General features: G+C 59.4%; 17 protein-coding genes and 2 pseudogenes. 18 read left to right on the forward strand and 1 reads right to left on the reverse strand.

What is annotated here, in order from left to right; all coding sequences use genetic code 11:
• Positions 1-144 precede the first annotated feature (144 nt).
• The 18 genes and pseudogenes from RHM58_RS30340 (at position 145) to RHM58_RS30425 (ending at position 20,368) form a co-directional block, all read left to right on the forward strand.
• Complete coding sequence (locus RHM58_RS30340; protein WP_322268999.1) at positions 145-906, forward strand: secretin N-terminal domain-containing protein; 762 nt, start codon at positions 145-147, stop codon at positions 904-906.
• Positions 907-1,405: 499 nt separating this feature from the next.
• Positions 1,406-2,735: pseudogene (gene aceA, locus RHM58_RS30345) on the forward strand (isocitrate lyase).
• A 619-nt stretch (positions 2,736-3,354) separates the two neighbouring features.
• Entirely contained in the window at positions 3,355-3,768 is a 414-nt protein-coding gene (locus tag RHM58_RS30350) for an NADH-quinone oxidoreductase subunit A (protein WP_003223812.1), read from the forward strand.
• A gap of 10 nt (positions 3,769-3,778) precedes the next feature.
• Positions 3,779-4,453, forward strand: a complete 675-nt coding sequence (locus RHM58_RS30355; protein ID WP_008146035.1) for a NuoB/complex I 20 kDa subunit family protein — start codon at positions 3,779-3,781, stop codon at positions 4,451-4,453.
• A 72-nt stretch (positions 4,454-4,525) separates the two neighbouring features.
• Complete coding sequence (nuoC, locus tag RHM58_RS30360) at positions 4,526-6,310, forward strand: NADH-quinone oxidoreductase subunit C/D (protein ID WP_054053672.1); 1,785 nt, start codon at positions 4,526-4,528, stop codon at positions 6,308-6,310.
• 2 nt (positions 6,311-6,312) lie between these two features.
• The gene (gene nuoE / locus RHM58_RS30365) at positions 6,313-6,810 is read left to right on the forward strand and encodes an NADH-quinone oxidoreductase subunit NuoE (protein ID WP_201204588.1); all 498 of its coding nucleotides are present in this window, start codon (positions 6,313-6,315) and stop codon (positions 6,808-6,810) included.
• Complete coding sequence (gene nuoF, locus RHM58_RS30370) at positions 6,807-8,162, forward strand: NADH-quinone oxidoreductase subunit NuoF (RefSeq protein ID WP_322269000.1); 1,356 nt, start codon at positions 6,807-6,809, stop codon at positions 8,160-8,162. The genes nuoE and nuoF overlap by 4 nt, the downstream gene beginning before the upstream one ends.
• A gap of 137 nt (positions 8,163-8,299) precedes the next feature.
• Positions 8,300-11,014: an NADH-quinone oxidoreductase subunit NuoG gene (gene nuoG, locus RHM58_RS30375; RefSeq protein WP_201204592.1), complete on the forward strand. Its 2,715-nt coding sequence runs from the start codon at positions 8,300-8,302 to the stop codon at positions 11,012-11,014.
• Positions 11,011-12,018 (forward strand): NADH-quinone oxidoreductase subunit NuoH, encoded by a 1,008-nt coding sequence (gene nuoH, locus RHM58_RS30380; RefSeq protein WP_201204594.1) that lies wholly within the window; start codon positions 11,011-11,013, stop codon positions 12,016-12,018. The genes nuoG and nuoH overlap by 4 nt, the downstream gene beginning before the upstream one ends.
• A 12-nt stretch (positions 12,019-12,030) precedes the next feature.
• Positions 12,031-12,576, forward strand: coding sequence for an NADH-quinone oxidoreductase subunit NuoI (nuoI, locus tag RHM58_RS30385; protein ID WP_177331423.1), 546 nt, complete (start codon positions 12,031-12,033; stop codon positions 12,574-12,576).
• Positions 12,577-12,585: 9 nt separating this feature from the next.
• Positions 12,586-13,086, forward strand: coding sequence for an NADH-quinone oxidoreductase subunit J (gene nuoJ / locus RHM58_RS30390; protein WP_322269001.1), 501 nt, complete (start codon positions 12,586-12,588; stop codon positions 13,084-13,086).
• A gap of 3 nt (positions 13,087-13,089) precedes the next feature.
• Entirely contained in the window at positions 13,090-13,398 is a 309-nt protein-coding gene (gene nuoK, locus RHM58_RS30395; protein ID WP_133838688.1) for an NADH-quinone oxidoreductase subunit NuoK, read from the forward strand.
• On the forward strand, positions 13,395-15,248 hold the full coding sequence (nuoL, locus tag RHM58_RS30400; RefSeq protein ID WP_201204598.1) for an NADH-quinone oxidoreductase subunit L: 1,854 nt from the start codon (positions 13,395-13,397) through the stop codon (positions 15,246-15,248). Before nuoK ends, nuoL begins: the two co-directional genes overlap by 4 nt.
• Positions 15,249-15,288: 40 nt before the next feature.
• Positions 15,289-16,821: an NADH-quinone oxidoreductase subunit M gene (gene nuoM, locus RHM58_RS30405; RefSeq protein WP_201204600.1), complete on the forward strand. Its 1,533-nt coding sequence runs from the start codon at positions 15,289-15,291 to the stop codon at positions 16,819-16,821.
• A gap of 7 nt (positions 16,822-16,828) precedes the next feature.
• Complete coding sequence (gene nuoN, locus RHM58_RS30410; RefSeq protein ID WP_322269002.1) at positions 16,829-18,292, forward strand: NADH-quinone oxidoreductase subunit NuoN; 1,464 nt, start codon at positions 16,829-16,831, stop codon at positions 18,290-18,292.
• Positions 18,293-18,534: 242 nt separating this feature from the next.
• A pseudogene (locus RHM58_RS30415) lies at positions 18,535-18,885 on the forward strand (toxin).
• A complete protein-coding gene (locus RHM58_RS30420) occupies positions 18,875-19,189 on the forward strand; it encodes a helix-turn-helix domain-containing protein (protein ID WP_201255512.1) in 315 nt (104 codons plus the stop codon). The pseudogene RHM58_RS30415 and the gene RHM58_RS30420 overlap by 11 nt, the downstream one beginning before the upstream one ends.
• 306 nt (positions 19,190-19,495) lie before the next feature.
• The gene (locus RHM58_RS30425; protein ID WP_322269003.1) at positions 19,496-20,368 is read left to right on the forward strand and encodes an undecaprenyl-diphosphate phosphatase; all 873 of its coding nucleotides are present in this window, start codon (positions 19,496-19,498) and stop codon (positions 20,366-20,368) included.
• An 81-nt stretch (positions 20,369-20,449) separates the two neighbouring features.
• Here RHM58_RS30425 and cysS read toward each other — a convergent pair whose 3' ends face one another.
• Positions 20,450-21,835, reverse strand: coding sequence for a cysteine--tRNA ligase (cysS, locus tag RHM58_RS30430; RefSeq protein ID WP_322269004.1), 1,386 nt, complete (start codon positions 21,833-21,835; stop codon positions 20,450-20,452).
• Positions 21,836-21,846: the final 11 nt, after the last annotated feature.

Here is a 21,846-nt window from a genome sequence, read left to right on the forward strand (position 1 = left end):
CGCCACAAAAACAGCCTGTGAACACCATCAAATCGCCCCGCCATCCTTGGATGCCGGGGCGTTTTGCTGTCTACGATTCAACTTGCCCCACCCTGGGCCGACAAACTGGCAATATCAAGCCTTTAGAAAGCGGAGATAACGGACATGTCCCTACGCACCCTGCTCACCACGCTGTTGTTGACCTGCAGTTTTTCGGTCATGGCCGCCACCGAGATCGTGCCCCTGAGCTACCGCACCAGCGCCGACATGCTGCCGGTGGCGCAGAATTTTATTGGCAAGGACGGCCAGGTCAGCGCCTATGGCAACCAACTGATCGTCAACGCAGAACCTGACAAGATCGACGAACTTAAGACCTTCATCGCCCAACTCGACACCGCACCCAAACGCCTGCTGATCACTGTCGACACCAACGAAAACAACTTCCAGGGCGATCAGGGTTACTCCGTGAACGGCGCCGCGCCGAGCCAGACCCGGATCATCAATCGCAGCACCGACAGCCGTGACGGCGGCATCCAGCAGGTTCAGGCCAGCGAAGGTTCGCCGGCACTGATCCAGGTTGGCCAGAGCGTGCCGCTGACCAGCACGCAAACCGATACTTACGGTCGCGTGCAAAGCCAGACTCAGTATCGCAACGTCACCCAGGGGTTCTACGTCACCGCCAGCGTCACTGGCGACATCGTTCACCTGGCGATCAGTACCAACCGTGACCGCATGAGCCAGGAACGTCCCGATGTAGTGAATGTGCAAAGTACCGACACAACTGTCACGGGGCGCCTGGGCGAGTGGATCACCCTGGCCGGCGTGAATCGCCAGACTCAGGCCGACAAACAGGGCATAACCCGCAGCTACTCTACTCAGGGCCGGGATGACATGACCTTGCGGGTGAAAGTCGACACGCTGGACTAAAGCACCAAAAACTGACTGATTAGTCGTATTAGACTAAAGATGTAGTGCCTGAAAAAAGCACTACAAAACGTTTGACGAGCCAAAAAAGCAAAGGCATGATGGCCTCGCTCCCGCTAATCAGGGGCCCTGGCAAGGGCCTTCGAGGCGCTGCTCGCATCTACCCCGCGAGCCGCTTCGTGTCTGTACCGCCCACAAGGTGTGTTTGACGAGGTTGCCGACTGGAACGAAGTTGTCCCGAGGGACGGAAGCGTAATTAGGTAACCCGGCACCACACTGAAGTTCGTATAGAGGCCCACGACGCCTGAATGCGCTCGCCAGTTCGCCCTTACCTGCTCACTTCCCCTCGAGCCCATCGTTCATCCCGTCGCCATCCCCGCCGAATCCGACTTGACCGCCTAAGCTTCTGGTCAGCGAGCAGCCTTTTACGCCTCTCTAAATATGCGTACTCGGCAGGAGCAGGAATTTTCCACCCCAGACCTATGCGACGAGGTTTATCTCCATGGCACTGACACGCGAACAGCAAATTGCAGCCCTTGAAAAAGATTGGGCTGAAAACCCACGCTGGAAAGGCGTGACACGCGCTTACTCCGCTGCTGACGTCGTCCGTCTGCGTGGCTCGGTTCAACCTGAGCACACCTTTGCAAAACTGGGCGCCGAGAAGCTCTGGAACCTGGTGACCCAGGGTGCCAAGCCGTCCTTCCGTCCTGAGAAAGATTTCGTCAACTGCATGGGCGCCCTGACTGGCGGCCAGGCTGTACAACAAGTTAAAGCCGGTATCCAGGCGATCTACCTGTCGGGCTGGCAAGTAGCTGCGGACAACAACTCCGCCGAATCGATGTACCCGGACCAGTCGCTGTACCCGGTGGACTCGGTTCCAACCGTGGTCAAGCGCATCAACAACTCGTTCCGTCGTGCTGACCAGATCCAGTGGAAAGCCGGCAAAGGCCCGGGCGACGAAGGTTACATCGACTACTTCGCCCCAATCGTGGCTGACGCTGAGGCCGGTTTCGGCGGCCCGCTCAACGCCTACGAGCTGATGAAGTCGCATGATCGAGGCCGGAGCGGCCGGCGTGCACTGCGAAGACCAGCTCGCGAGCGAGAAGAAGTGCGGCCACATGGGCGGCAAGGTCCTCGTCCCGACCGGCCAGCACATCCGCACCCTGAACGCCGCCCGTCTCGCAGCGGATGTCGCCGGCGTGCCGACGATCATCATCGCGCGCACCGACTGCCCTCGCCGCCACGCTCATCACGAGCGACATCGACGAGCGCGACCAGCGAGTTCCTCACCGGCGGGCGCACCGCGGAGGGCTTCTACGACACCCAGAACGGCATCGACGTCGTCATCGCCCGCGGTCTCGCATACGCGCCGTACGCCGACCTGCTCTGGTGTCGAAACCGCCAAGCCGGACCTGGACGAAGCTCGTCGCTTCGCCGAAGCGATCAAAAAGGAATACCCGGACCAACTGCTGTCGTACAACTGCTCGCCTTCCTTCAACTGGAAGAAAAACCTGGACGACGCGACCATCGCCAAGTTCCAGCGCGAACTGTCCGCCATGGGTTACAAGCACCAGTTCATCACCCTGGCCGGCATTCACAACATGTGGCACAGCATGTTCAACCTGGCGCACGACTACGCCCGCAACGACATGACTGCCTACGTGAAGCTGCAAGAGCAAGAGTTCGCTGACGCTGCCAAGGGTTACACCTTCGTGGCTCACCAGCAGGAAGTGGGCACCGGCTACTTCGACGACATGACCACCGTAATTCAAGGTGGCTCGTCTTCGGTCACCGCGCTGACCGGTTCGACTGAAGAAGAACAGTTCCACTGATTGGCTGTAACTGAGCAAACGGCCGTTGCGGATCGGATAGAAAACTAACCGCAGCGTCGCACCTCTAGACGCCCCGACTGGTTCGGGGCGTTTTTTTGCCTGGAATTTCACCCAATCCTGGAGGAGCGAAGAATGCGCCGCGGTTTTTCAGGGATACCGCGTCATCGTTTTTCGCGGGCAAGTCGGATCGCCGCACCGCTCGCTCCTACAAGGGCAAAAAATATTGATCCAGAGCAGCATGGCGATCAGAAAACTGCGGTAAAACGACCTAGGCTGCTACTTGCAGTAACAGCTATATAAGACAACTTCCCGGCCACCCACCCGTTAAACAGTTTAAAAACCAGCACAAACGATACTGATTATCATTTATCAACAACTTTGTTCGTTACATTCCCTACAAAACATAATTGATGAAATGCCCCCTAATGCCCGAACCGCATGGGCTGCAGGCCCGTGGAGGTGCGCTATGTCCTTATTCCTATAAATAATTTCGCTATAGGAATTTTACTTGCTCGGTGTTTAGCCATAAAATCACCGCGATTGATTGCTGCGACATATCGTCACTGCTTTGTTTCTTTTCAAGCTCAGAGACCTTTGCTCTCTGTTAAGGATTACCAGCATGCCCGAAGCGACAGGACTCATGGCCCACAACTGGGGCTTTGCCATTTTCCTTCTGGGCGTCGTCGGCCTCTGCGCCTTCATGCTCGGCGTCTCCAGCCTCCTAGGGTCAAAAGCCTGGGGCCGCAGCAAAAACGAACCGTTCGAGTCCGGCATGCTACCTACAGGTGGCGCCCGCTTGCGGCTCTCAGCCAAATTCTATCTGGTCGCGATGCTCTTCGTGATCTTCGATATCGAAGCCCTCTTTCTCTTTGCCTGGTCTGTGTCCGTCCGCGAAAGCGGCTGGACCGGATTCGTCGAAGCTCTCGTTTTCATAGCAATTCTGTTGGCAGGTCTTGTCTACCTGTTCCGAGTGGGCGCCCTTGACTGGGCTCCGGAAGCTCGTCGCAAGCGGCAGGCGAAGCTGAAACAATGAGGCTTTGGCAATGCAATACAATCTCACCAGGATCGACCCCGATGCTCCTAACGAGCAGTATCCGATTGGCGAGCGGGAAACCGTTTCCGATCCGTTAGAAGATCAAGTCCACAAAAACATCTTCATGGGCAAGCTCGAAGACGTGCTTAACGGCACGATCAACTGGGGGCGCAAGAACTCCCTGTGGCCGTATAACTTCGGTCTTTCGTGCTGCTACGTGGAAATGACCACCGCCTTCACGGCGCCCCACGACATCGCGCGCTTTGGCGCCGAGGTTATCCGGGCATCGCCGCGTCAGGCGGATTTCATGGTTATCGCCGGTACCTGCTTCATCAAGATGGCGCCGATCATTCAGCGTCTCTACGAGCAAATGCTCGAACCTAAATGGGTTATCTCCATGGGTTCGTGCGCCAACTCCGGTGGCATGTACGACATCTACTCCGTCGTTCAAGGGGTGGACAAGTTCCTGCCCGTGGACGTCTACGTGCCTGGCTGCCCGCCCCGCCCTGAAGCTTTTCTGCAAGGCTTGATGCTCTTGCAAGAGTCGATTGGACAGGAGCGTCGTCCGCTTTCCTGGGTCGTCGGCGATCAAGGCGTGTACCGCGCCGAGATGCCTTCGCAAAAGGAACAGCGCCGCGAACAGCGAATCGCAGTCACCAACCTGCGCAGCCCCGACGAAGTCTGATCCAGATCTGCTTCTTTTATAGAACGAGACACTGGCTTCATTCTTTACGTTGACCGAAAGCGATAAATAACCATGACTACAGGCAGCGCTCTGTACATCCCGCCTTATAAGGCAGACGACCAGGATGTGGTCGTCGAACTGAACAATCGTTTTGGCCCTGAGGCGTTCACCGCCCAGCCTACCCGCACCGGCATGCCGGTGCTTTGGGTTGCCCGCGCCAAACTCGTCGAAGTCCTGACCTTCCTGCGCAACCTGCCCAAGCCGTACGTCATGCTCTATGACCTGCACGGCGTGGACGAGCGTCTGCGCACCAAGCGTCAAGGGCTGCCAAGCGGCGCCGACTTCACTGTGTTCTATCACTTGATGTCGATCGAACGTAATAGTGACGTAATGATCAAGGTCGCCTTGTCCGAGAGCGACCTCAGCCTGCCGACCGTCACCAGCATCTGGCCGAACGCCAACTGGTACGAGCGTGAAGTGTGGGACATGTACGGGATCGACTTCAAAGGTCACCCGCACCTGACCCGCATCATGATGCCGCCGACCTGGGAAGGTCACCCGCTGCGCAAGGACTTCCCGGCCCGTGCTACCGAGTTCGACCCGTTCACCCTGAACCTGGCCAAGCAACAGCTTGAGGAAGAAGCCGCGCGCTTCAAGCCTGAAGACTGGGGCATGAAGCGTTCCGGTGCGAACGAGGACTACATGTTCCTCAACCTCGGCCCAAACCACCCTTCCGCGCACGGTGCGTTCCGCATCATCCTGCAGCTGGACGGTGAAGAGATCGTCGATTGCGTACCGGACGTTGGCTACCACCACCGTGGTGCCGAGAAGATGGCCGAGCGTCAGTCCTGGCACAGCTTCATCCCGTACACCGACCGTATCGACTACCTCGGCGGCGTGATGAACAACCTGCCGTACGTGCTCTCGGTCGAGAAGCTGGCCGGCATCAAGGTGCCCGAGAAGGTCGACGTCATCCGCATCATGATGGCCGAGTTCTTCCGGATCACCAGCCACCTGCTGTTCCTGGGCACCTACATCCAGGACGTCGGCGCAATGACTCCGGTGTTCTTCACCTTCACCGACCGCCAGAAGGCGTACACGGTGATCGAAGCCATCACCGGTTTCCGTCTGCACCCGGCCTGGTATCGCATCGGTGGCGTTGCTCACGACCTGCCACGCGGCTGGGAAAAACTGGTTAAAGACTTCGTCGAGTGGATGCCAAAGCGTCTGGACGAATACCAGAAAGCCGCGCTGGACAACAGCATCCTCAAAGGCCGGACCATCGGCGTCGCGGCCTACAACACCAAAGAAGCCCTGGAATGGGGCGTCACCGGTGCAGGCTTGCGTTCGACCGGTTGCGACTTCGACTTGCGTAAAGCTCGCCCGTACTCCGGCTACGAGAACTTCGAATTCGAAGTCCCGCTGGCGGCCAATGGCGATGCCTACGACCGTTGCATCGTGCGCGTCGAAGAAATGCGCCAGAGCCTGAAAATCATCGAGCAGTGCATGCGCAACATGCCGGAAGGCCCGTACAAGGCGGATCACCCGCTGACGACGCCGCCGCCGAAAGAACGCACGCTGCAGCACATCGAGACCCTGATCACGCACTTCCTGCAAGTTTCGTGGGGCCCGGTCATGCCGGCCAACGAGTCCTTCCAGATGATTGAAGCGACCAAGGGCATCAACAGTTATTACCTGACGAGCGATGGCGGCACCATGAGCTACCGCACCCGGATTCGCACCCCAAGCTTCCCGCACTTGCAGCAGATCCCTTCGGTGATCAAAGGCAGCATGGTCGCGGACTTGATCGCGTACCTGGGTAGTATCGATTTCGTTATGGCCGACGTGGACCGCTAAGCATGAACAGCACGCTTATCCAGACAGACCGTTTCGCCCTGAGCGAAACCGAGCGCTCGGCCATCGAGCACGAGCTGCATCACTACGAAGACCCGCGCGCGGCGTCGATCGAAGCCCTGAAGATCGTCCAGAAGGAACGTGGCTGGGTGCCTGACGGCGCGCTCTACGCCATCGGCGAGATGCTCGGCATCCCGGCCAGCGACGTTGAAGGGGTGGCTACTTTCTATAGCCAGATCTTCCGTCAGCCAGTGGGCCGTCACATCATTCGCGTCTGCGACAGCATGGTCTGCTACATCGGCGGCCATGAATCCGTGGTCAGCGAAATCCAGAGCAAGCTTGGCATCGGCCTGGGTCAGACCACCGCCGACGGTCGTTTCACCCTGCTGCCGGTTTGCTGCCTCGGCAACTGCGACAAGGCGCCGGCGTTGATGATCGACGACGACACATTCGGTGATGTGCAGCCTGCTGGCGTCGCCAAATTGCTCGAGGGCTACGTATGACCCTGACTTCCTTCGGTCCTGCCAACCGCATCAAGCGTTCGGCCGAGACTCATCCGCTGACCTGGCGTCTGCGTGACGACGGCGAGGCTGTGTGGCTCGACGAGTACCAGGCCAAGAACGGTTACGCAGCTGCGCGCAAAGCCTTCGCCGACATGGCCCAGGACGACATCGTCCAGACCGTGAAAGACGCCGGCCTGAAAGGTCGCGGCGGTGCAGGCTTCCCCACTGGAGTCAAGTGGGGCCTGATGCCCAAGGACGAATCCATCAACATCCGCTACCTGCTGTGCAACGCGGATGAAATGGAGCCGAACACCTGGAAAGACCGCATGCTGATGGAGCAACTGCCCCATCTGCTGATCGAAGGCATGCTGATCAGTGCTCGCGCGCTGAAAACCTACCGTGGCTACATCTTCCTGCGTGGCGAATACACCACCGCCGCCAAGCACTTGAACCGTGCCGTGGAAGAAGCCAAGGCAGCAGGTCTGCTGGGCAAGAACATCCTGGGCAGCGGCTTCGATTTCGAGCTGTTCGTCCACACCGGCGCCGGGCGTTACATCTGCGGTGAAGAAACCGCACTGATCAACTCCCTCGAAGGCCGCCGCGCCAACCCGCGCTCCAAGCCGCCCTTCCCTGCCGCCGTTGGCGTTTGGGGCAAGCCGACTTGCGTGAACAACGTTGAAACCCTGTGCAACGTGCCGGCAATCATTGCCGACGGCGTGGACTGGTACAAATCGTTGGCGCGTGAAGGCAGCGAAGACATGGGCACCAAGCTCATGGGCTTCTCTGGCAAGGTCAAGAACCCGGGCCTGTGGGAACTGCCATTCGGCGTGACCGCTCGCGAGTTGTTCGAAGACTACGCCGGCGGCATGCGCGACGGCTTCAAGCTCAAGTGCTGGCAGCCCGGCGGCGCCGGTACCGGTTTCCTGTTGCCGGAACACCTGGACGCACAAATGTACGCCGGCGGCATCGCCAAGGTTGGCACCCGGATGGGTACCGGCCTGGCCATGGCTGTGGACGACAGCGTCAACATGGTTTCCCTTCTGCGCAACATGGAAGAGTTCTTCTCCCGCGAGTCGTGCGGCTTCTGCACCCCGTGCCGTGACGGTTTGCCGTGGAGCGTCAAGCTTCTGCGTGCGATCGAGAACGGTGAAGGGCAAGCCGGCGATATCGAGACCCTGCTGGGTCTGGTCGGTTTCCTCGGCCCTGGCAAGACCTTCTGTGCTCACGCACCGGGCGCCGTGGAGCCATTGGGCAGCGCAATCAAATACTTCCGCCCAGAGTTCGAAGCCGGCATCGCGCCTACCAGCGCCGCCGTCCCGCCTCTGGCAAGGCCGATCGTAGTCGGCGCGTAAACACTTAAAAAGGCGAAGGGTCCGTGCCCTTCGCCTTCTCGTGTGATGACGCCTTAAACGGCTGTGTTGATTCACGCGAATAACAAGATTCCATTAGCCACGCCCGCTGACACCGGGCCAACGAAGAACTTTGAACCATGGCCACTATCCACGTAGACGGCAAAGAGCTCGAAGTCGATGGGGCAGACAACCTGTTACAGGCATGTCTGTCGCTAGGCCTCGATATCCCTTATTTCTGCTGGCACCCAGCCCTGGGCAGTGTTGGCGCTTGCCGCCAGTGCGCGGTCAAGCAGTACACCGACGCCAACGACACCCGTGGTCGGATCGTCATGTCCTGCATGACCCCCGCCACCGACGGCAGCTGGATCTCCATCGAAGACGAAGAAGCGAAAGTGTTTCGCGCCAGCGTCGTCGAATGGCTGATGACCAACCACCCTCACGACTGCCCGGTCTGTGAAGAAGGCGGTCACTGCCACCTGCAAGACATGACGGTGATGACCGGCCACAACGAGCGCCGTTATCGCTTCACCAAGCGTACTCACCAGAACCAGCAACTGGGCCCGTTCATTTCCCACGAAATGAACCGCTGCATCGCTTGCTACCGCTGCGTGCGCTTCTATAAGGATTACGCTGGCGGCACCGACCTCGGTGTATTCGGCGCCCACGACAACGTGTACTTCGGTCGCGTTGAAGACGGCGTGCTGGAAAGCGAGTTCTCCGGCAACCTCACCGAGGTCTGCCCGACCGGTGTGTTCACCGACAAGACTCACTCCGAGCGCTACAACCGCAAGTGGGACATGCAGTTCTCGCCGAGCATCTGCCATGGCTGCTCCAGCGGTTGCAACATCTCCCCGGGCGAGCGCTACGGTGAACTGCGTCGTATCGAAAACCGCTTCAACGGTTCGGTAAACCAGTACTTCCTGTGCGACCGTGGCCGTTTCGGCTATGGCTACGTCAACCGCGAAGACCGCCCGCGTCAGCCACTGCTGGCCAACGGCGCCAAGCTGAGCCTCGACGAAGCACTGGATAAAGCCTCTGACCTGCTGCGCGGTCGCAATATCGTCGGTATCGGTTCGCCGCGTGCCAGCCTCGAAAGCAACTTCGCGTTGCGTGAACTGGTCGGCGCCGAGCACTTCTACTCCGGTATCGAAGCCGCCGAGCTGGATCGCATCCGCCTGGTCATGCAAGTTCTGAAAGACAGCCCGCTGCCGATCCCGAACATGCGCGACATCGAAGACCACGACGCGATCTTCGTCCTCGGTGAAGACCTGACCCAGACCGCCGCCCGTATGGCCCTGTCCCTGCGTCAATCGGTCAAGGGCAAAGCCGAAGACATGGCCGACGCGATGCGCGTTCAGCCGTGGCTCGACGCTGCGGTGAAGAACATCGGTCAGCACGAGCTGAACCCGCTGTTTATCGCCAGCCTGGCTGAAACCAAGCTCGACGACATCGCTGAAGAATGCGTACACGCGGCCCCGGACGACCTGGCCCGCATCGGTTTCGCTGTGGCTCACGCCCTCGACGCCAGCGCACCCGCCGTTGAAGGCCTGGACGCGGAAGCCGTTGAACTGGCTCAACGTATCGCCAATGCCCTGCTGGCCGCCAAGCGTCCGCTGATCATTGCCGGTACTTCGTTGGGTTCCAAAGCGCTGATCGAAGCGGCGGCGAACATTGCCAAAGCCCTGAAGCTGCGCGAGAAGAACGGTTCCATCAGCCTGATCGTGCCAGAGGCCAACAGCCTCGGCCTGGCCATGCTCGGTGGCAACTCGGTCGACGATGCGCTGCAAGCGGTGATCGACGGTAAGGCCGACGCCATCGTCGTGCTGGAAAACGATCTGTACACCCGCACCGACAAAGCGAAGGTCGATGCTGCCCTGAACGCCGCGAAAGTGGTGATCGTTGCAGACCATCAGAAGACTGCCACCAGCGATCGCGCGGACCTGGTTCTGCCAGCCGCCAGCTTCGCTGAAGGCGACGGTACGCTGGTCAGCCAGGAAGGCCGCGCCCAGCGCTTCTTCCAAGTGTTCGACCCGAAATACATGGACGCAAGCATCCTGGTTCACGAAGGCTGGCGCTGGCTGCATGCCCTGCGCGCAACCCTGCTGAATCAGCCGATCGACTGGACCCAACTGGACCACGTCACCGCTGCCGTTGCTTCGAGCACGCCGCAACTGGCGCGTATCGTTGACGCCGCACCGTCCGCCGCGTTCCGCATCAAGGGCATGAAACTGGCCCGCGAACCGCTGCGTTACTCCGGTCGTACCGCCATGCGCGCTGACATCAGCGTGCACGAACCGCGTACCCCGCAAGACAACGACACCGCGTTCAACTTCTCGATGGAAGGTTACTCGGGCTCGGTCGAACCGCGTCAGCAAGTGCCATTCGCCTGGTCGCCGGGCTGGAACTCGCCGCAAGCCTGGAACAAGTTCCAGGACGAAGTCGGTGGTCACATCCGCGCTGGCGACCCGGGCACCCGCCTGATCGAAAGTGCTGGTGATTCGCTGAACTGGTTCGCCAGTGTTCCGCGCGCGTTCAACCCGGCGCCAGGTACCTGGCAGGTCGTGCCGTTCTTCCACCTGCTCGGCAGCGAAGAGACCTCTTCCAAAGCCGCACCGGTTCAGGAACGCATCCCGGCCGCCTACGTCGCTTTGGCCAAATCCGAAGCCGACCGTCTGGGTGTCAACGATGGCGCAATGCTCAGCTTGACCGTAGCCGGCCAGACCTTGCGTCTACCACTGCGCATCAACGAAGAGCTGGGTGCTGGCCTGGTGGCATTGCCTGCGGGTATCGCCGGCATTCCAGCGGCAATCTTTGGCAAAACCGTTGACGGTCTGCAGGAGGCAGCTCAATGACCTGGTTCACGCCTGAAGTGATCGACGTAATCATCGCCGTCCTCAAGGCCATCGTGATTCTGCTCGCCGTGGTGGTTTGCGGCGCGCTGCTGAGCTGGGTCGAGCGTCGTTTGCTCGCCCTCTGGCAGGACCGTTACGGTCCGAACCGCGTGGGCCCGTTCGGCGCGTTCCAGATCGCGGCCGACATGATCAAGATGTTCTTCAAGGAAGACTGGACGCCTCCATTCGCCGACAAGATGATCTTCACCCTGGCACCGGTTGTGGCCATGAGCGCCCTGCTGATTGCCTTCGCGATCATCCCGATCACCCCGACCTGGGGCGTCGCGGATCTGAACATCGGCATCCTGTTCTTCTTCGCCATGGCCGGTCTGTCGGTCTACGCGGTGTTGTTCGCCGGTTGGTCGAGTAACAACAAGTTCGCCCTGTTGGGCAGCTTGCGGGCCTCGGCACAAACCGTGTCGTACGAAGTGTTCATGGGCCTGTCGTTGATGGGCATCGTGATCCAGGTCGGCTCGTTCAACATGCGCGACATCGTCGATTATCAAGCCCAGCACCTTTGGTTCATCATTCCGCAGATCTTCGGCTTCCTGACCTTCTTCATCGCTGGCGTCGCCGTGACTCACCGTCACCCGTTCGACCAACCGGAAGCGGAGCAGGAACTGGCCGACGGTTACCACATTGAATACGCCGGCATGAAATGGGGCATGTTCTTCGTCGGTGAGTACATCGGCATCGTGTTGATTTCGGCGCTGCTGGTGACCTTGTTCTTCGGTGGCTGGCACGGTCCGTTCGGCATTCTGCCGCAGATCCCGTTCATCTGGTTCGCGCTTAAAACCGCGTTCTTCATCATGATCTTCATCCTGCTGCGCGCCTCGATTCCGCGCCCACGGTATGACCAAGTGATGGATTTCAGCTGGAAGTTCTGCCTGCCGCTGACCCTCGTCAACATGCTGGTGACCGCTGCGATCGTGTTGCTCAACACGCCCGCCGTCGCGGCTCAGTGAGGATAGAGAATCATGAAGTACATTTTTGACATCGTGCATGGCTTCTTCACCCAGCTTCGCAGCCTGGTGATGATCTTCGGCCATGCCTTCCGCAAGCGCGACACGCTGCAGTACCCGGAAGAAGCCGTGTACCTGCCGCCGCGCTACCGTGGCCGTATCGTCCTGACCCGCGACCCTGATGGCGAAGAGCGTTGTGTAGCCTGCAACCTGTGCGCCGTAGCGTGCCCGGTCGGTTGCATCTCGCTGCAGAAAGCCGAAACCGAAGACGGTCGCTGGTACCCGGACTTCTTCCGCATCAACTTCTCGCGCTGCATCTTTTGCGGCCTCTGCGAGGAAGCCTGCCCGACCACCGCGATCCAGCTGACACCGGATTTCGAGATGGCCGAGTTCAAACGTCAGGACCTGGTTTACGAGAAAGAAGATCTGCTGATCTCCGGCCCCGGCAAAAACCCTGATTACAACTTCTATCGTGTTGCAGGTATGGCGATTGCCGGTAAGCCCAAAGGCGCCGCGCAGAATGAAGCCGAACCGATCAACGTGAAGAGCTTGCTGCCTTAAGGAAGAAAGATGGAATTCGCTTTCTATTTCGCATCGGGTATCGCTGTGGTGTCCACGCTTCGCGTGATCACCAACACCAACCCTGTGCACGCCCTGCTCTACCTGATCATTTCGCTGATTGCCGTGGCGATGACGTTTTTCGCCCTCGGCGCACCGTTTGCCGGTGTGCTGGAAGTGATCGCCTACGCTGGCGCCATCATGGTGCTGTTCGTGTTCGTGGTGATGATGCTGAACCTCGGTCCCGCCTCGGTTCAGCAAGAGCGCGTCTGGCTCAAGCCCGGCATCTGGATCGGCCCGGTCATTCTCGGCGCCCTGCTGCTGGCTGAACTGCTGTACGTGCTGTTCAGCCACTCCAGCGGTCAGGCCGTCGGCCACACCACCGTCGATGCGAAGGCCGTGGGCATCAGCCTGTTCGGTCCGTATCTGCTGGTGGTTGAACTCGCCTCGATGTTGCTGCTCGCCGCAGCCGTCACGGCGTTCCATCTCGGCCGTAACGAGGCGAAGGAGTAAGTCATGCCTGCTATCCCAATGGAACATGGCCTGGCGGTTGCCGGCATCCTGTTCTGCCTCGGTCTGGTCGGCCTGATGGTCCGCCGCAACATTCTCTTCGTGCTGATGAGCCTGGAGGTCATGATGAATGCCTCCGCTTTGGCATTCATCGTTGCCGGTAGCCGCTGGGGTCAGCCGGATGGACAGATCATGTTCATCCTGGTGATCAGCCTGGCAGCCGCCGAGGCCAGTATTGGCCTGGCGATTCTGTTGCAGCTGTATCGCCGCTTCCACACTCTCGATATCGACGCTGCCAGCGAGATGCGCGGATGAATCTTCTCTATCTGACTTTCGTATTCCCTCTTATAGGTTTCCTGCTGCTGTCGTTCTCACGCGGCCGCTTCTCGGAAAACCTGTCGGCGCTGATTGGCGTCGGTTCCATTGGCCTGTCTGCCATCGTCGCGGCTTACGTGATCTGGCAATTCAACGTCGCCCCGCCGGAAGGCGGTCACTACACCCAGGTGTTGTGGCAGTGGATGGCCGTTGAAGGCTTCACGCCGAACTTCGCGCTGTACCTGGATGGCCTGTCCGTGACCATGCTCGGTGTGGTTGTCGGCGTCGGCTTCCTGATCCACCTGTTCGCATCGTGGTACATGCGCGGTGAAGATGGTTACTCGCGCTTCTTCGCCTACACCAACCTGTTTATCGCCAGCATGCTGTTCCTGATCCTGGGCGATAACCTGTTGTTCCTGTACTTCGGCTGGGAAGGCGTGGGCCTGTGCTCGTACCTGTTGATCGGTTTCTACTACAGCAACCGCAACAACGGTAACGCGGCACTCAAAGCCTTTATCGTCACCCGTATCGGCGACGTATTCATGGCCATCGGGCTGTTCATCCTGTTCCAACAGTTGGGCACGCTGAATATCCAGGAACTGCTGGTCAAGGCACCTGAGCACTTCAAGGTCGGCGACTTCTGGATCGTTCTGGCGACCCTGATGCTGCTGGGCGGCGCTGTCGGTAAATCCGCGCAACTGCCGCTGCAAACCTGGCTGGCGGATGCGATGGCCGGTCCTACCCCGGTTTCGGCACTGATCCACGCGGCAACCATGGTGACCGCAGGCGTTTACCTGATCGCCCGTACTCACGGCTTGTTCGCCCTGGCGCCGGATATCCTGCACCTGGTCGGCATTGTCGGCGGCGTGACCCTGGTACTCGCCGGTTTTGCTGCACTGGTCCAGACCGACATCAAACGCATCCTCGCCTACTCGACCATGAGCCAGATCGGCTACATGTTCCTGGCGCTGGGCGTTGGTGCATGGGAAGGCGCGATCTTCCACCTGATGACCCACGCCTTCTTCAAGGCGCTGCTGTTCCTGGCATCCGGTGCGGTGATCGTTGCCTGCCACCACGAGCAGAACATCTTCAAGATGGGCGGCCTGTGGAAGAAACTGCCACTGGCCTACACCAGCTTCATCGTCGGCGGCGCGGCACTGTCTGCCCTGCCACTGGTGACCGCGGGCTTCTACTCCAAGGACGAAATCCTCTGGGAAGCGTTTGCCAGCGGCAACCACGGTCTGCTGTATGCAGGTCTGGTCGGCGCGTTCATGACTTCGCTGTACACCTTCCGCCTGATCTTCATCGCGTTCCACGGTGAAGCGAAGACCGAAGCCCACGCCGGTCACGGCATCGCTCACTGGCTGCCACTGTCGGTGCTGATCGTTCTGTCGACCTTCGTTGGCGCGATGATCGTTCCGCCGCTGCACGGCGTACTGCCAGAGAGCGTCGGCCATGCCGGCGGCGAAGCCAAGCACAGTCTGGAAATCGCTTCGGGCGCCATCGCCCTGGCCGGTATCCTGCTGGCCGCACTGCTGTTTCTCGGCAAGCGTCGTTTCGTCACTGCAATCGCCAACAGCGGCATCGGCCGCTTCCTTTCGGCCTGGTGGTTCGCTGCCTGGGGCTTCGACTGGATCTACGACAAACTGTTCGTCAAGCCATACCTCGCGATCAGCCACGCACTGCGCAAAGACCCGCTCGATCAAACCATCGGTTTGATCCCGCGTATGGCCAAGGGTGGTCATACCGCCCTGAGCCGTACCGAAACCGGTCAACTGCGTTGGTACGCGGCATCGATGGCAGCCGGCTCCGTGCTGGTCATCGGCGCCATCGTGCTGGTAGCGGTCTGAATATGAACCTTGCGAACTTGCGAAAGGAATTGAGCCCGTCATGATTCTGCCTTGGCTAATCCTGATCCCCTTCATCGGCGGCCTGCTGTGCTGGATGGGTGAGCGCTTCGGCGCTACCCTCCCCCGCTGGATTGCGCTGTTGACCATGACCCTGGAACTCGCTCTCGGCCTCTGGCTGTGGGCCCACGGTAATTATTCATTTGCTCCGGCGCCTGGCGCCGATCCGGTCTGGGCGCTTGAGTTCAAGCACATCTGGATCCAGCGCTTCGGCATCAGCGTGCACCTGGCCCTCGACGGCCTGTCGCTGTTGATGATCCTGCTGACCGGTCTGCTGGGTATCCTCTCGGTACTCTGCTCGTGGAAAGAGATCCAGCGTCACGTTGGCTTCTTCCACTTGAACCTGATGTGGATCCTGGGCGGTGTCGTCGGCGTGTTCCTCGCCCTCGACCTGTTCATGTTCTTCTTCTTCTGGGAAATGATGCTGGTGCCGATGTACTTCCTCATCGCGCTCTGGGGTCACAGTTCTTCGGACGGCAAGAAAACCCGGATCTACGCAGCGACCAAGTTCTTCATCTTCACTCAGGCTTCCGGCCTGATCATGTTGGTGGCGATCCTGGGTCTAGTACTGGTCAACTTCAACAGCACCGGCGTAATCACGTTCAACTACTCCGACCTGTTGAAAACCAAGATGTCGCTCACTACCGAGTACATCCTGATGCTCGGCTTCTTCATCGCCTTCGCGGTGAAGCTGCCGGTCGTACCGTTCCACTCCTGGTTGCCTGACGCTCACGCCCAGGCGCCAACCGCAGGTTCGGTCGACCTGGCCGGTATCTTGTTGAAGACGGCTGCTTACGGTCTGCTGCGTTTCGCCCTGCCGCTGTTCCCGAATGCCTCGGCCGAGTTTGCGCCGATCGCCATGACCCTCGGTCTGATCGGGATCTTCTACGGTGCGTTCCTGGCCTTCGCCCAAACCGACATCAAGCGTCTGATCGCCTACTCCTCCGTTTCCCACATGGGCTTCGTGTTGATCGGCATCTACTCCGGCAGCCAACTGGCGCTGCAGGGCGCAGTGATGCAGATGCTGGCGCACGGTATTTCGGCCGCGGCACTCTTTATCCTGAGTGGTCAGTTGTACGAACGCACCCACACCCGCGACATGCGTGAAATGGGTGGCTTGTGGTCGAAGATCGCTTACCTGCCGGCCATCAGCCTGTTCTTCGCCGCTGCATCGCTGGGCTTGCCGGGTACCGGTAACTTCGTCGGTGAGTTCCTGATCCTGATCGGCACGTTCGCTGCTGCACCGTGGATCACCGCGATTGCAACCTCTGGCCTGGTGTTCGGTTCGGTCTACTCGCTGATCATGATCCACCGCGCCTACTTCGGCCCGTCCAAATCGGACGCGGTACTGCATGGCATGGATGGTCGCGAACTGATCATGGTGGTTGGGCTTGCGGCGCTGCTGATTTACATCGGCGTGTACCCGCAACCGTTCCTCGACACCTCTGCCGCGACGATGCATGGCGTGCAGCAGTGGTTCGGTACCGCCTTCACTCAACTCGCTTCGGCCCGGTAAGAGCGCTATGGAATTCACGACTCAACACTTTATCGCGCTCGCGCCGTTGTTGATCACCACCGCCACGATCATCGTGGTGATGTTGGCAATTGCCTGGCGCCGCAACCACTCGCAGACCTTCCTGATTTCCGTGGCGGGCCTGAACCTGGCGTTGCTGTCGATCCTGCCAGCCTTGAAGGTCGCGCCTCTGGCCGTGACCCCACTGCTGCAAATCGATAGCTTCGCTTGCTTGTACATGGCGCTGATCCTGGTCGCCACCCTCGCTTGTGTGACCCTCGCCCACGCCTACCTCGGCGATGGCGGCACGGGTTACCCGGGCAACCGCGAAGAACTGTACCTGCTGATCCTGATGGCCGCCGCCGGTGGCCTGGTTCTGGTTAGCGCGCAACACCTGGCCGGGTTGTTCATCGGTCTGGAACTGTTGTCGGTGCCGGTCTACGGCCTGGTGGCTTACGCCTTCTTCAACAAGCGGTCACTGGAAGCCGGCATCAAGTACATGGTGCTGTCGGCCGCCGGTTCCGCGTTCCTGTTGTTCGGTATGGCCCTGCTCTACGCCGACTCCGGCAGCCTGAGCTTCGTCGGTATCGGTCAGGCGCTGGCGGCTACCGGCCTGCCAAGCTCGCTGGCTCAGATGGGCCTGGGCATGATGCTCATCGGCCTGGCGTTCAAGCTGTCGCTGGTACCGTTCCACCTCTGGACCCCGGACGTTTACGAAGGTGCTCCGGCACCGGTGGCCGCGTTCCTGGCGACCGCTTCCAAAGTCGCCGTGTTTGCGGTGATGGTGCGTCTGTTCCAGATCTCCCCAGCGGCGAGCAGCGGTGTGCTGAGCGACGTGCTGACCATCATCGCCATCGCGTCGATCCTGTTCGGTAACCTGCTGGCACTGACCCAAAGCAACCTCAAGCGTCTGCTGGGTTACTCGTCCATCGCTCACTTCGGTTACCTGCTGATCGCCCTGGTGGCGAGCAAAGGTCTGGCCGTGGAAGCCATCGGCGTGTACCTGGTCACCTACGTGATCACCAGCCTCGGCGCCTTCGGCGTGATTACCCTGATGTCCTCGCCGTACAAAGGCCGTGACGCCGACGCACTGTACGAATACCGCGGCCTGTTCTGGCGTCGTCCGTACCTGACCGCCGTACTGACCGTGATGATGCTGTCCCTGGCCGGTATCCCGCTGACCGCGGGCTTCATTGGCAAGTTCTACATCATTGCTACCGGCGTCGAGTCGCACCAATGGTGGCTGGTCGGTTCCCTGGTACTGGGCAGCGCCATCGGCGTCTTCTACTACCTGCGCGTGATGGTCACCCTGTACCTGATCGAGCCGAACCTGCGTCGCCACGATGCGCAACTGCACTGGGAACAACGTGCAGGCGGCGTGATGCTGCTGGCCATCGCCGCACTGGCGTTCTTCCTCGGCCTGTATCCACAGCCGTTGCTGGCTCTGGTTCAGCAGGCAGTGCTGGCGGGTTGATCGTTTAGCGATACTCGGTAGAAAACAGAAACGGCACCTTCGGGTGCCGTTTTTGCGTTTGGGGTTTCAAGATCAAAAGATCGCAGCCTATGTAAAGAATTCCCTCGCGGCCAATTCAGCCGCGTCCTACATCCCGATCCTGCCTCCGACTTTAAGGTAACGACTTGACCGAATTGGCAAGAACAGATGCCTTGACCTATTCGATTCTTGTGATAGAGATATACGCAGGTAACGTACAGAACATGGACGCTCTCTTTATCGAATTGCCCGTATTTCAAAAGCACGGGAATGACTACCTGGACGACGACCTGTTCCGCAGTTTTCAACTGGAGCAGCTGAAAAACCCTGAAGCGGGCGATCTCGTGGAAGGTATGGGCGGGTTGCGCAAAATCCGCTTCTCCGACCAGCGACGAGGCAAAGGCAAGCGCAGCGGATGACGGGTGATTTATTACTGGTGGTCAGGTTTTGATCAATTCTGGCTGTTCACCGTGTACAGCAAAAACGAGCAAGACGACCTATCGCCTTCCCAGAAGAAACTTTTCAGACAAGCGCTAGATAGAGAAATCAACACGAGATCCCACTATGAAACGTGACATTTTTACCGAACTGATGGATGGCCTCGAAGCCTTGGCCGACGAGCGCCAAGGCAAGGTCACGCTGCGAACCCACAAGGTCAAGTTGCCAAAACTGGTGCCAATCACTGCCGAGGAGGTGGTAGCGATCCGCCAACAGCTCAATCTTTCCCGGTCGGTATTCGCGATGTATTTGCGTACAAATACCCGGACCCTGGAAAACTGGGAGCAAGGACGCGCACAACCGAATGCGCAGGCCACTACCTTGATTCGTCTGGTCGAGCGTTTTCCGGAAACGGTTGAACGGCTGGCGACGTTGAGCTGAATTGTCGTTAAGCGCAAAAAAACCTGTGGCGAGGGCAATTGCTCCTAATGGACTGCGTAGCAGTCCCTTTCTTTTCTGAAGAGAGGGGCCGCTTTGCGACCCAGCGGGAGCAAGCTCCCTCGCCACAGGGAAGTATTAATCCTGGGTCAATTGGCGAGCGTTCAAGACCGGTTTTGTTCCGCAAGCAACCTGCGCCTATCAGTGATTGACTGCGCCGGCTAAACGTGACGAAATGTTTCAGCTTTTAGACCTGCTTGTCTTGAACCAAACACCTCCCTCCCCTCTTATTCTCACAGGATAAGTGCTTTGACAAACATCTGTTCCGCCGGCCTTGATATCGGCTTCGCCTCACTGGATTACCTGCAAATCGGCATCCTGGGCATCATTCAAGGCATCACTGAGCTGTTGCCCGTTTCTTCCACTGCGCACATGCGAATCGTACCCGCCCTGCTTGGCTGGCTTGATCCTGGCTCGGCGTTTTCCGCCGCCATGCAACTGGCCGCACTGGCGGCTGTTGTCAGTTACTTCTGGCGGGATGTGAGGCAGGTTGTCACCGGCAGCATAGGTGCCGTGCGCCAGGGTGATTACAACAACCAGTGGTTCAAGCTAGCCGTTGCCATCGTGCTGGCGACCATTCCGATCGGCATTGCTGGCATCGCCTTATCCTCGACGCTCAACGCCTGTAACTCCCCGTTGAGAGGCCTGATGGTGATCGGGATCTCATGCGTGGTGATGGCCGTTTTGCTGGCGGCCGCCGAACTCAGTTGCCGTCACCGGCGCACCGTTGGCGAAATGCGTCTGCGTGATGCGCTGATTGTCGGTATTGCTCAGATCGGCGCGCTGATCCCAGGGGTTTCCCGTTCCGGCTCAACCCTGACGGCGGCGCTGTTCCTTAACTTCAAACGCGAAGAAGCGGCGCGTTTCTCCTTCCTGTTGGGTCTGCCCGCTATCGCTCTGGCCGGCCTGAAAGAACTGTGGGTGTTGTTTCATGCGCAGCTCCCTGCGGAAGCCTGGGCCCATCTGATTTTCGGTCTGGTAGTCGCCAGCGTCTCGGCGTTTTTCGCCATCTGGGGCCTGATGAAATTCCTGGAAAAGTTCTCCACCTGGCCGTTTGTGATTTACCGCGCGGTACTGGGCATTTTCCTGATTGTCGCTGTTAGTACCGGCCTCTTGAGCTAATCCACCTCAAAAGACCGTCGACATACACCCAAAAACAAAAACCCGCACAAGGCGGGTTTTTGTTTGTAACGAATAAAGCAATCAGTCAGCCAGACGCCAGGTCGTGCCGCCCTTGCCGTCTTCCAGCACCACGCCCATGGCGGTGAGCTGGTCGCGGATGCGGTCGGATTCGGCCCAGTCTTTGCCAGCACGAGCGGCCAGACGCGCAGCAATCAGCACATCCACTTGCGCCGCATCAACCCGGCCTTCAGCGCCGGCCTGCAAGAAGTCATCGGCTTCGAGCTGCAATACACCCAGCACGCTGGCCAGTTCTTTCAAGCGTGCCGCCAGGCCCGCCGCTGCATTGAGATCACTCTCGCGCAGACGGTTGATCTCGCGAACCATCTCGAACAACACCGCGCAGGCTTCCGGCGTGCCGAAGTCGTCGTTCATCACCTGAGTGAAGCGCTCGACAAAGGCTTCGCCGCCAGCCGGCGCCACGCTCGGCAGGCCTTTCAACGCGTGGTAGAAACGCTCGAGTGCGCCTTTGGCGTCCTTGAGGTTGTCTTCCGAGTAGTTGATCGCGCTGCGGTAGTGGCTCGACACCAGCAGGTAACGCACGACTTCCGGGTGGTACTTTTCCAGCACATCGCGAATGGTGAAGAAGTTGTTCAAGGACTTGGACATCTTCTCGCCATTGATGCGAATCATGCCGCAATGCATCCACGCGTTGGCGTAGGTCTTGCCGGTCGCCGCTTCGCTCTGGGCGATTTCGTTTTCATGGTGCGGGAACTCGCAGGTCGCTGCCGCCGCCGTGGATGTCGAAAGTCTGCGCCGAGGCAGCAGGCTCGCCATCACCGAGCACTCGATGTGCCAGCCCGGACGACCGTCGCCCCACGGCGATGGCCAGCTCGGTTCGCCCGGCTTGGCGCCTTTCCACAGCACGAAGTCCAGCGGATCCTGCTTGGACTCGTCGACTTCGATCCGCGCACCGATGCGCAGGTCTTCAATCTTTTTGCGCGACAGCTTGCCGTAGCCCATGAACTTGGCGACGCGGTAGTACACGTCGCCATTGCCCGGTGCGTAGGCGTAACCCTTGTCGATCAGGGTCTGGATCATGGTCTGCATGCCAGCGATGTGGTCGGTGGCCCGCGGTTCCATGTCCGGTTTGAGGATGTTGAGGCGCGCCTCGTCCTCGTGCATCGCAGTGATCATGCGCTCGGTCAGCACGTCGAACGGCTCGCCGTTCTCCTTGGCCCGATTGATGATCTTGTCTTCGATGTCGGTGATGTTGCGCACGTAGGTCAGGTTATAGCCGCTGAACCGCAACCAGCGGGTCACCAGGTCAAACGCGACCATGCTGCGGCCATGGCCAATGTGGCAGTAGTCGTACACGGTCATCCCGCAGACGTACATGCGCACATTGTTGCCATCCAGCGGTTTGAAGACTTCTTTGCTCTTGGTGAGCGTGTTGTAGATCGTAAGCACTTTATGTTCCT

It is taken from the genome of Pseudomonas sp. 10S4 (assembly GCF_034344865.1).
GTDB lineage: Bacteria > Pseudomonadota > Gammaproteobacteria > Pseudomonadales > Pseudomonadaceae > Aquipseudomonas.

Excerpts from the sequence above, each read along its gene's own strand:
- RHM58_RS30340 (WP_322268999.1), top strand. The coding sequence starts at position 145 with ATGTCCCTACGCACCCTGCTCACCACGCTGTTGTTGACCTGCAGTTTT.
- RHM58_RS30350 (WP_003223812.1), top strand. The coding sequence starts at position 3,355 with ATGCCCGAAGCGACAGGACTCATGGCCCACAACTGGGGCTTTGCCATT.
- RHM58_RS30355 (WP_008146035.1), top strand. The coding sequence starts at position 3,779 with ATGCAATACAATCTCACCAGGATCGACCCCGATGCTCCTAACGAGCAG.
- nuoC (WP_054053672.1), top strand. The coding sequence starts at position 4,526 with ATGACTACAGGCAGCGCTCTGTACATCCCGCCTTATAAGGCAGACGAC.
- nuoE (WP_201204588.1), top strand. The coding sequence starts at position 6,313 with ATGAACAGCACGCTTATCCAGACAGACCGTTTCGCCCTGAGCGAAACC.
- nuoF (WP_322269000.1), top strand. The coding sequence starts at position 6,807 with ATGACCCTGACTTCCTTCGGTCCTGCCAACCGCATCAAGCGTTCGGCC.
- nuoG (WP_201204592.1), top strand. The coding sequence starts at position 8,300 with ATGGCCACTATCCACGTAGACGGCAAAGAGCTCGAAGTCGATGGGGCA.
- nuoH (WP_201204594.1), top strand. The coding sequence starts at position 11,011 with ATGACCTGGTTCACGCCTGAAGTGATCGACGTAATCATCGCCGTCCTC.
- nuoI (WP_177331423.1), top strand. The coding sequence starts at position 12,031 with ATGAAGTACATTTTTGACATCGTGCATGGCTTCTTCACCCAGCTTCGC.
- nuoJ (WP_322269001.1), top strand. The coding sequence starts at position 12,586 with ATGGAATTCGCTTTCTATTTCGCATCGGGTATCGCTGTGGTGTCCACG.
- nuoK (WP_133838688.1), top strand. The coding sequence starts at position 13,090 with ATGCCTGCTATCCCAATGGAACATGGCCTGGCGGTTGCCGGCATCCTG.
- nuoL (WP_201204598.1), top strand. The coding sequence starts at position 13,395 with ATGAATCTTCTCTATCTGACTTTCGTATTCCCTCTTATAGGTTTCCTG.
- nuoM (WP_201204600.1), top strand. The coding sequence starts at position 15,289 with ATGATTCTGCCTTGGCTAATCCTGATCCCCTTCATCGGCGGCCTGCTG.
- nuoN (WP_322269002.1), top strand. The coding sequence starts at position 16,829 with ATGGAATTCACGACTCAACACTTTATCGCGCTCGCGCCGTTGTTGATC.
- RHM58_RS30420 (WP_201255512.1), top strand. The coding sequence starts at position 18,875 with ATGAAACGTGACATTTTTACCGAACTGATGGATGGCCTCGAAGCCTTG.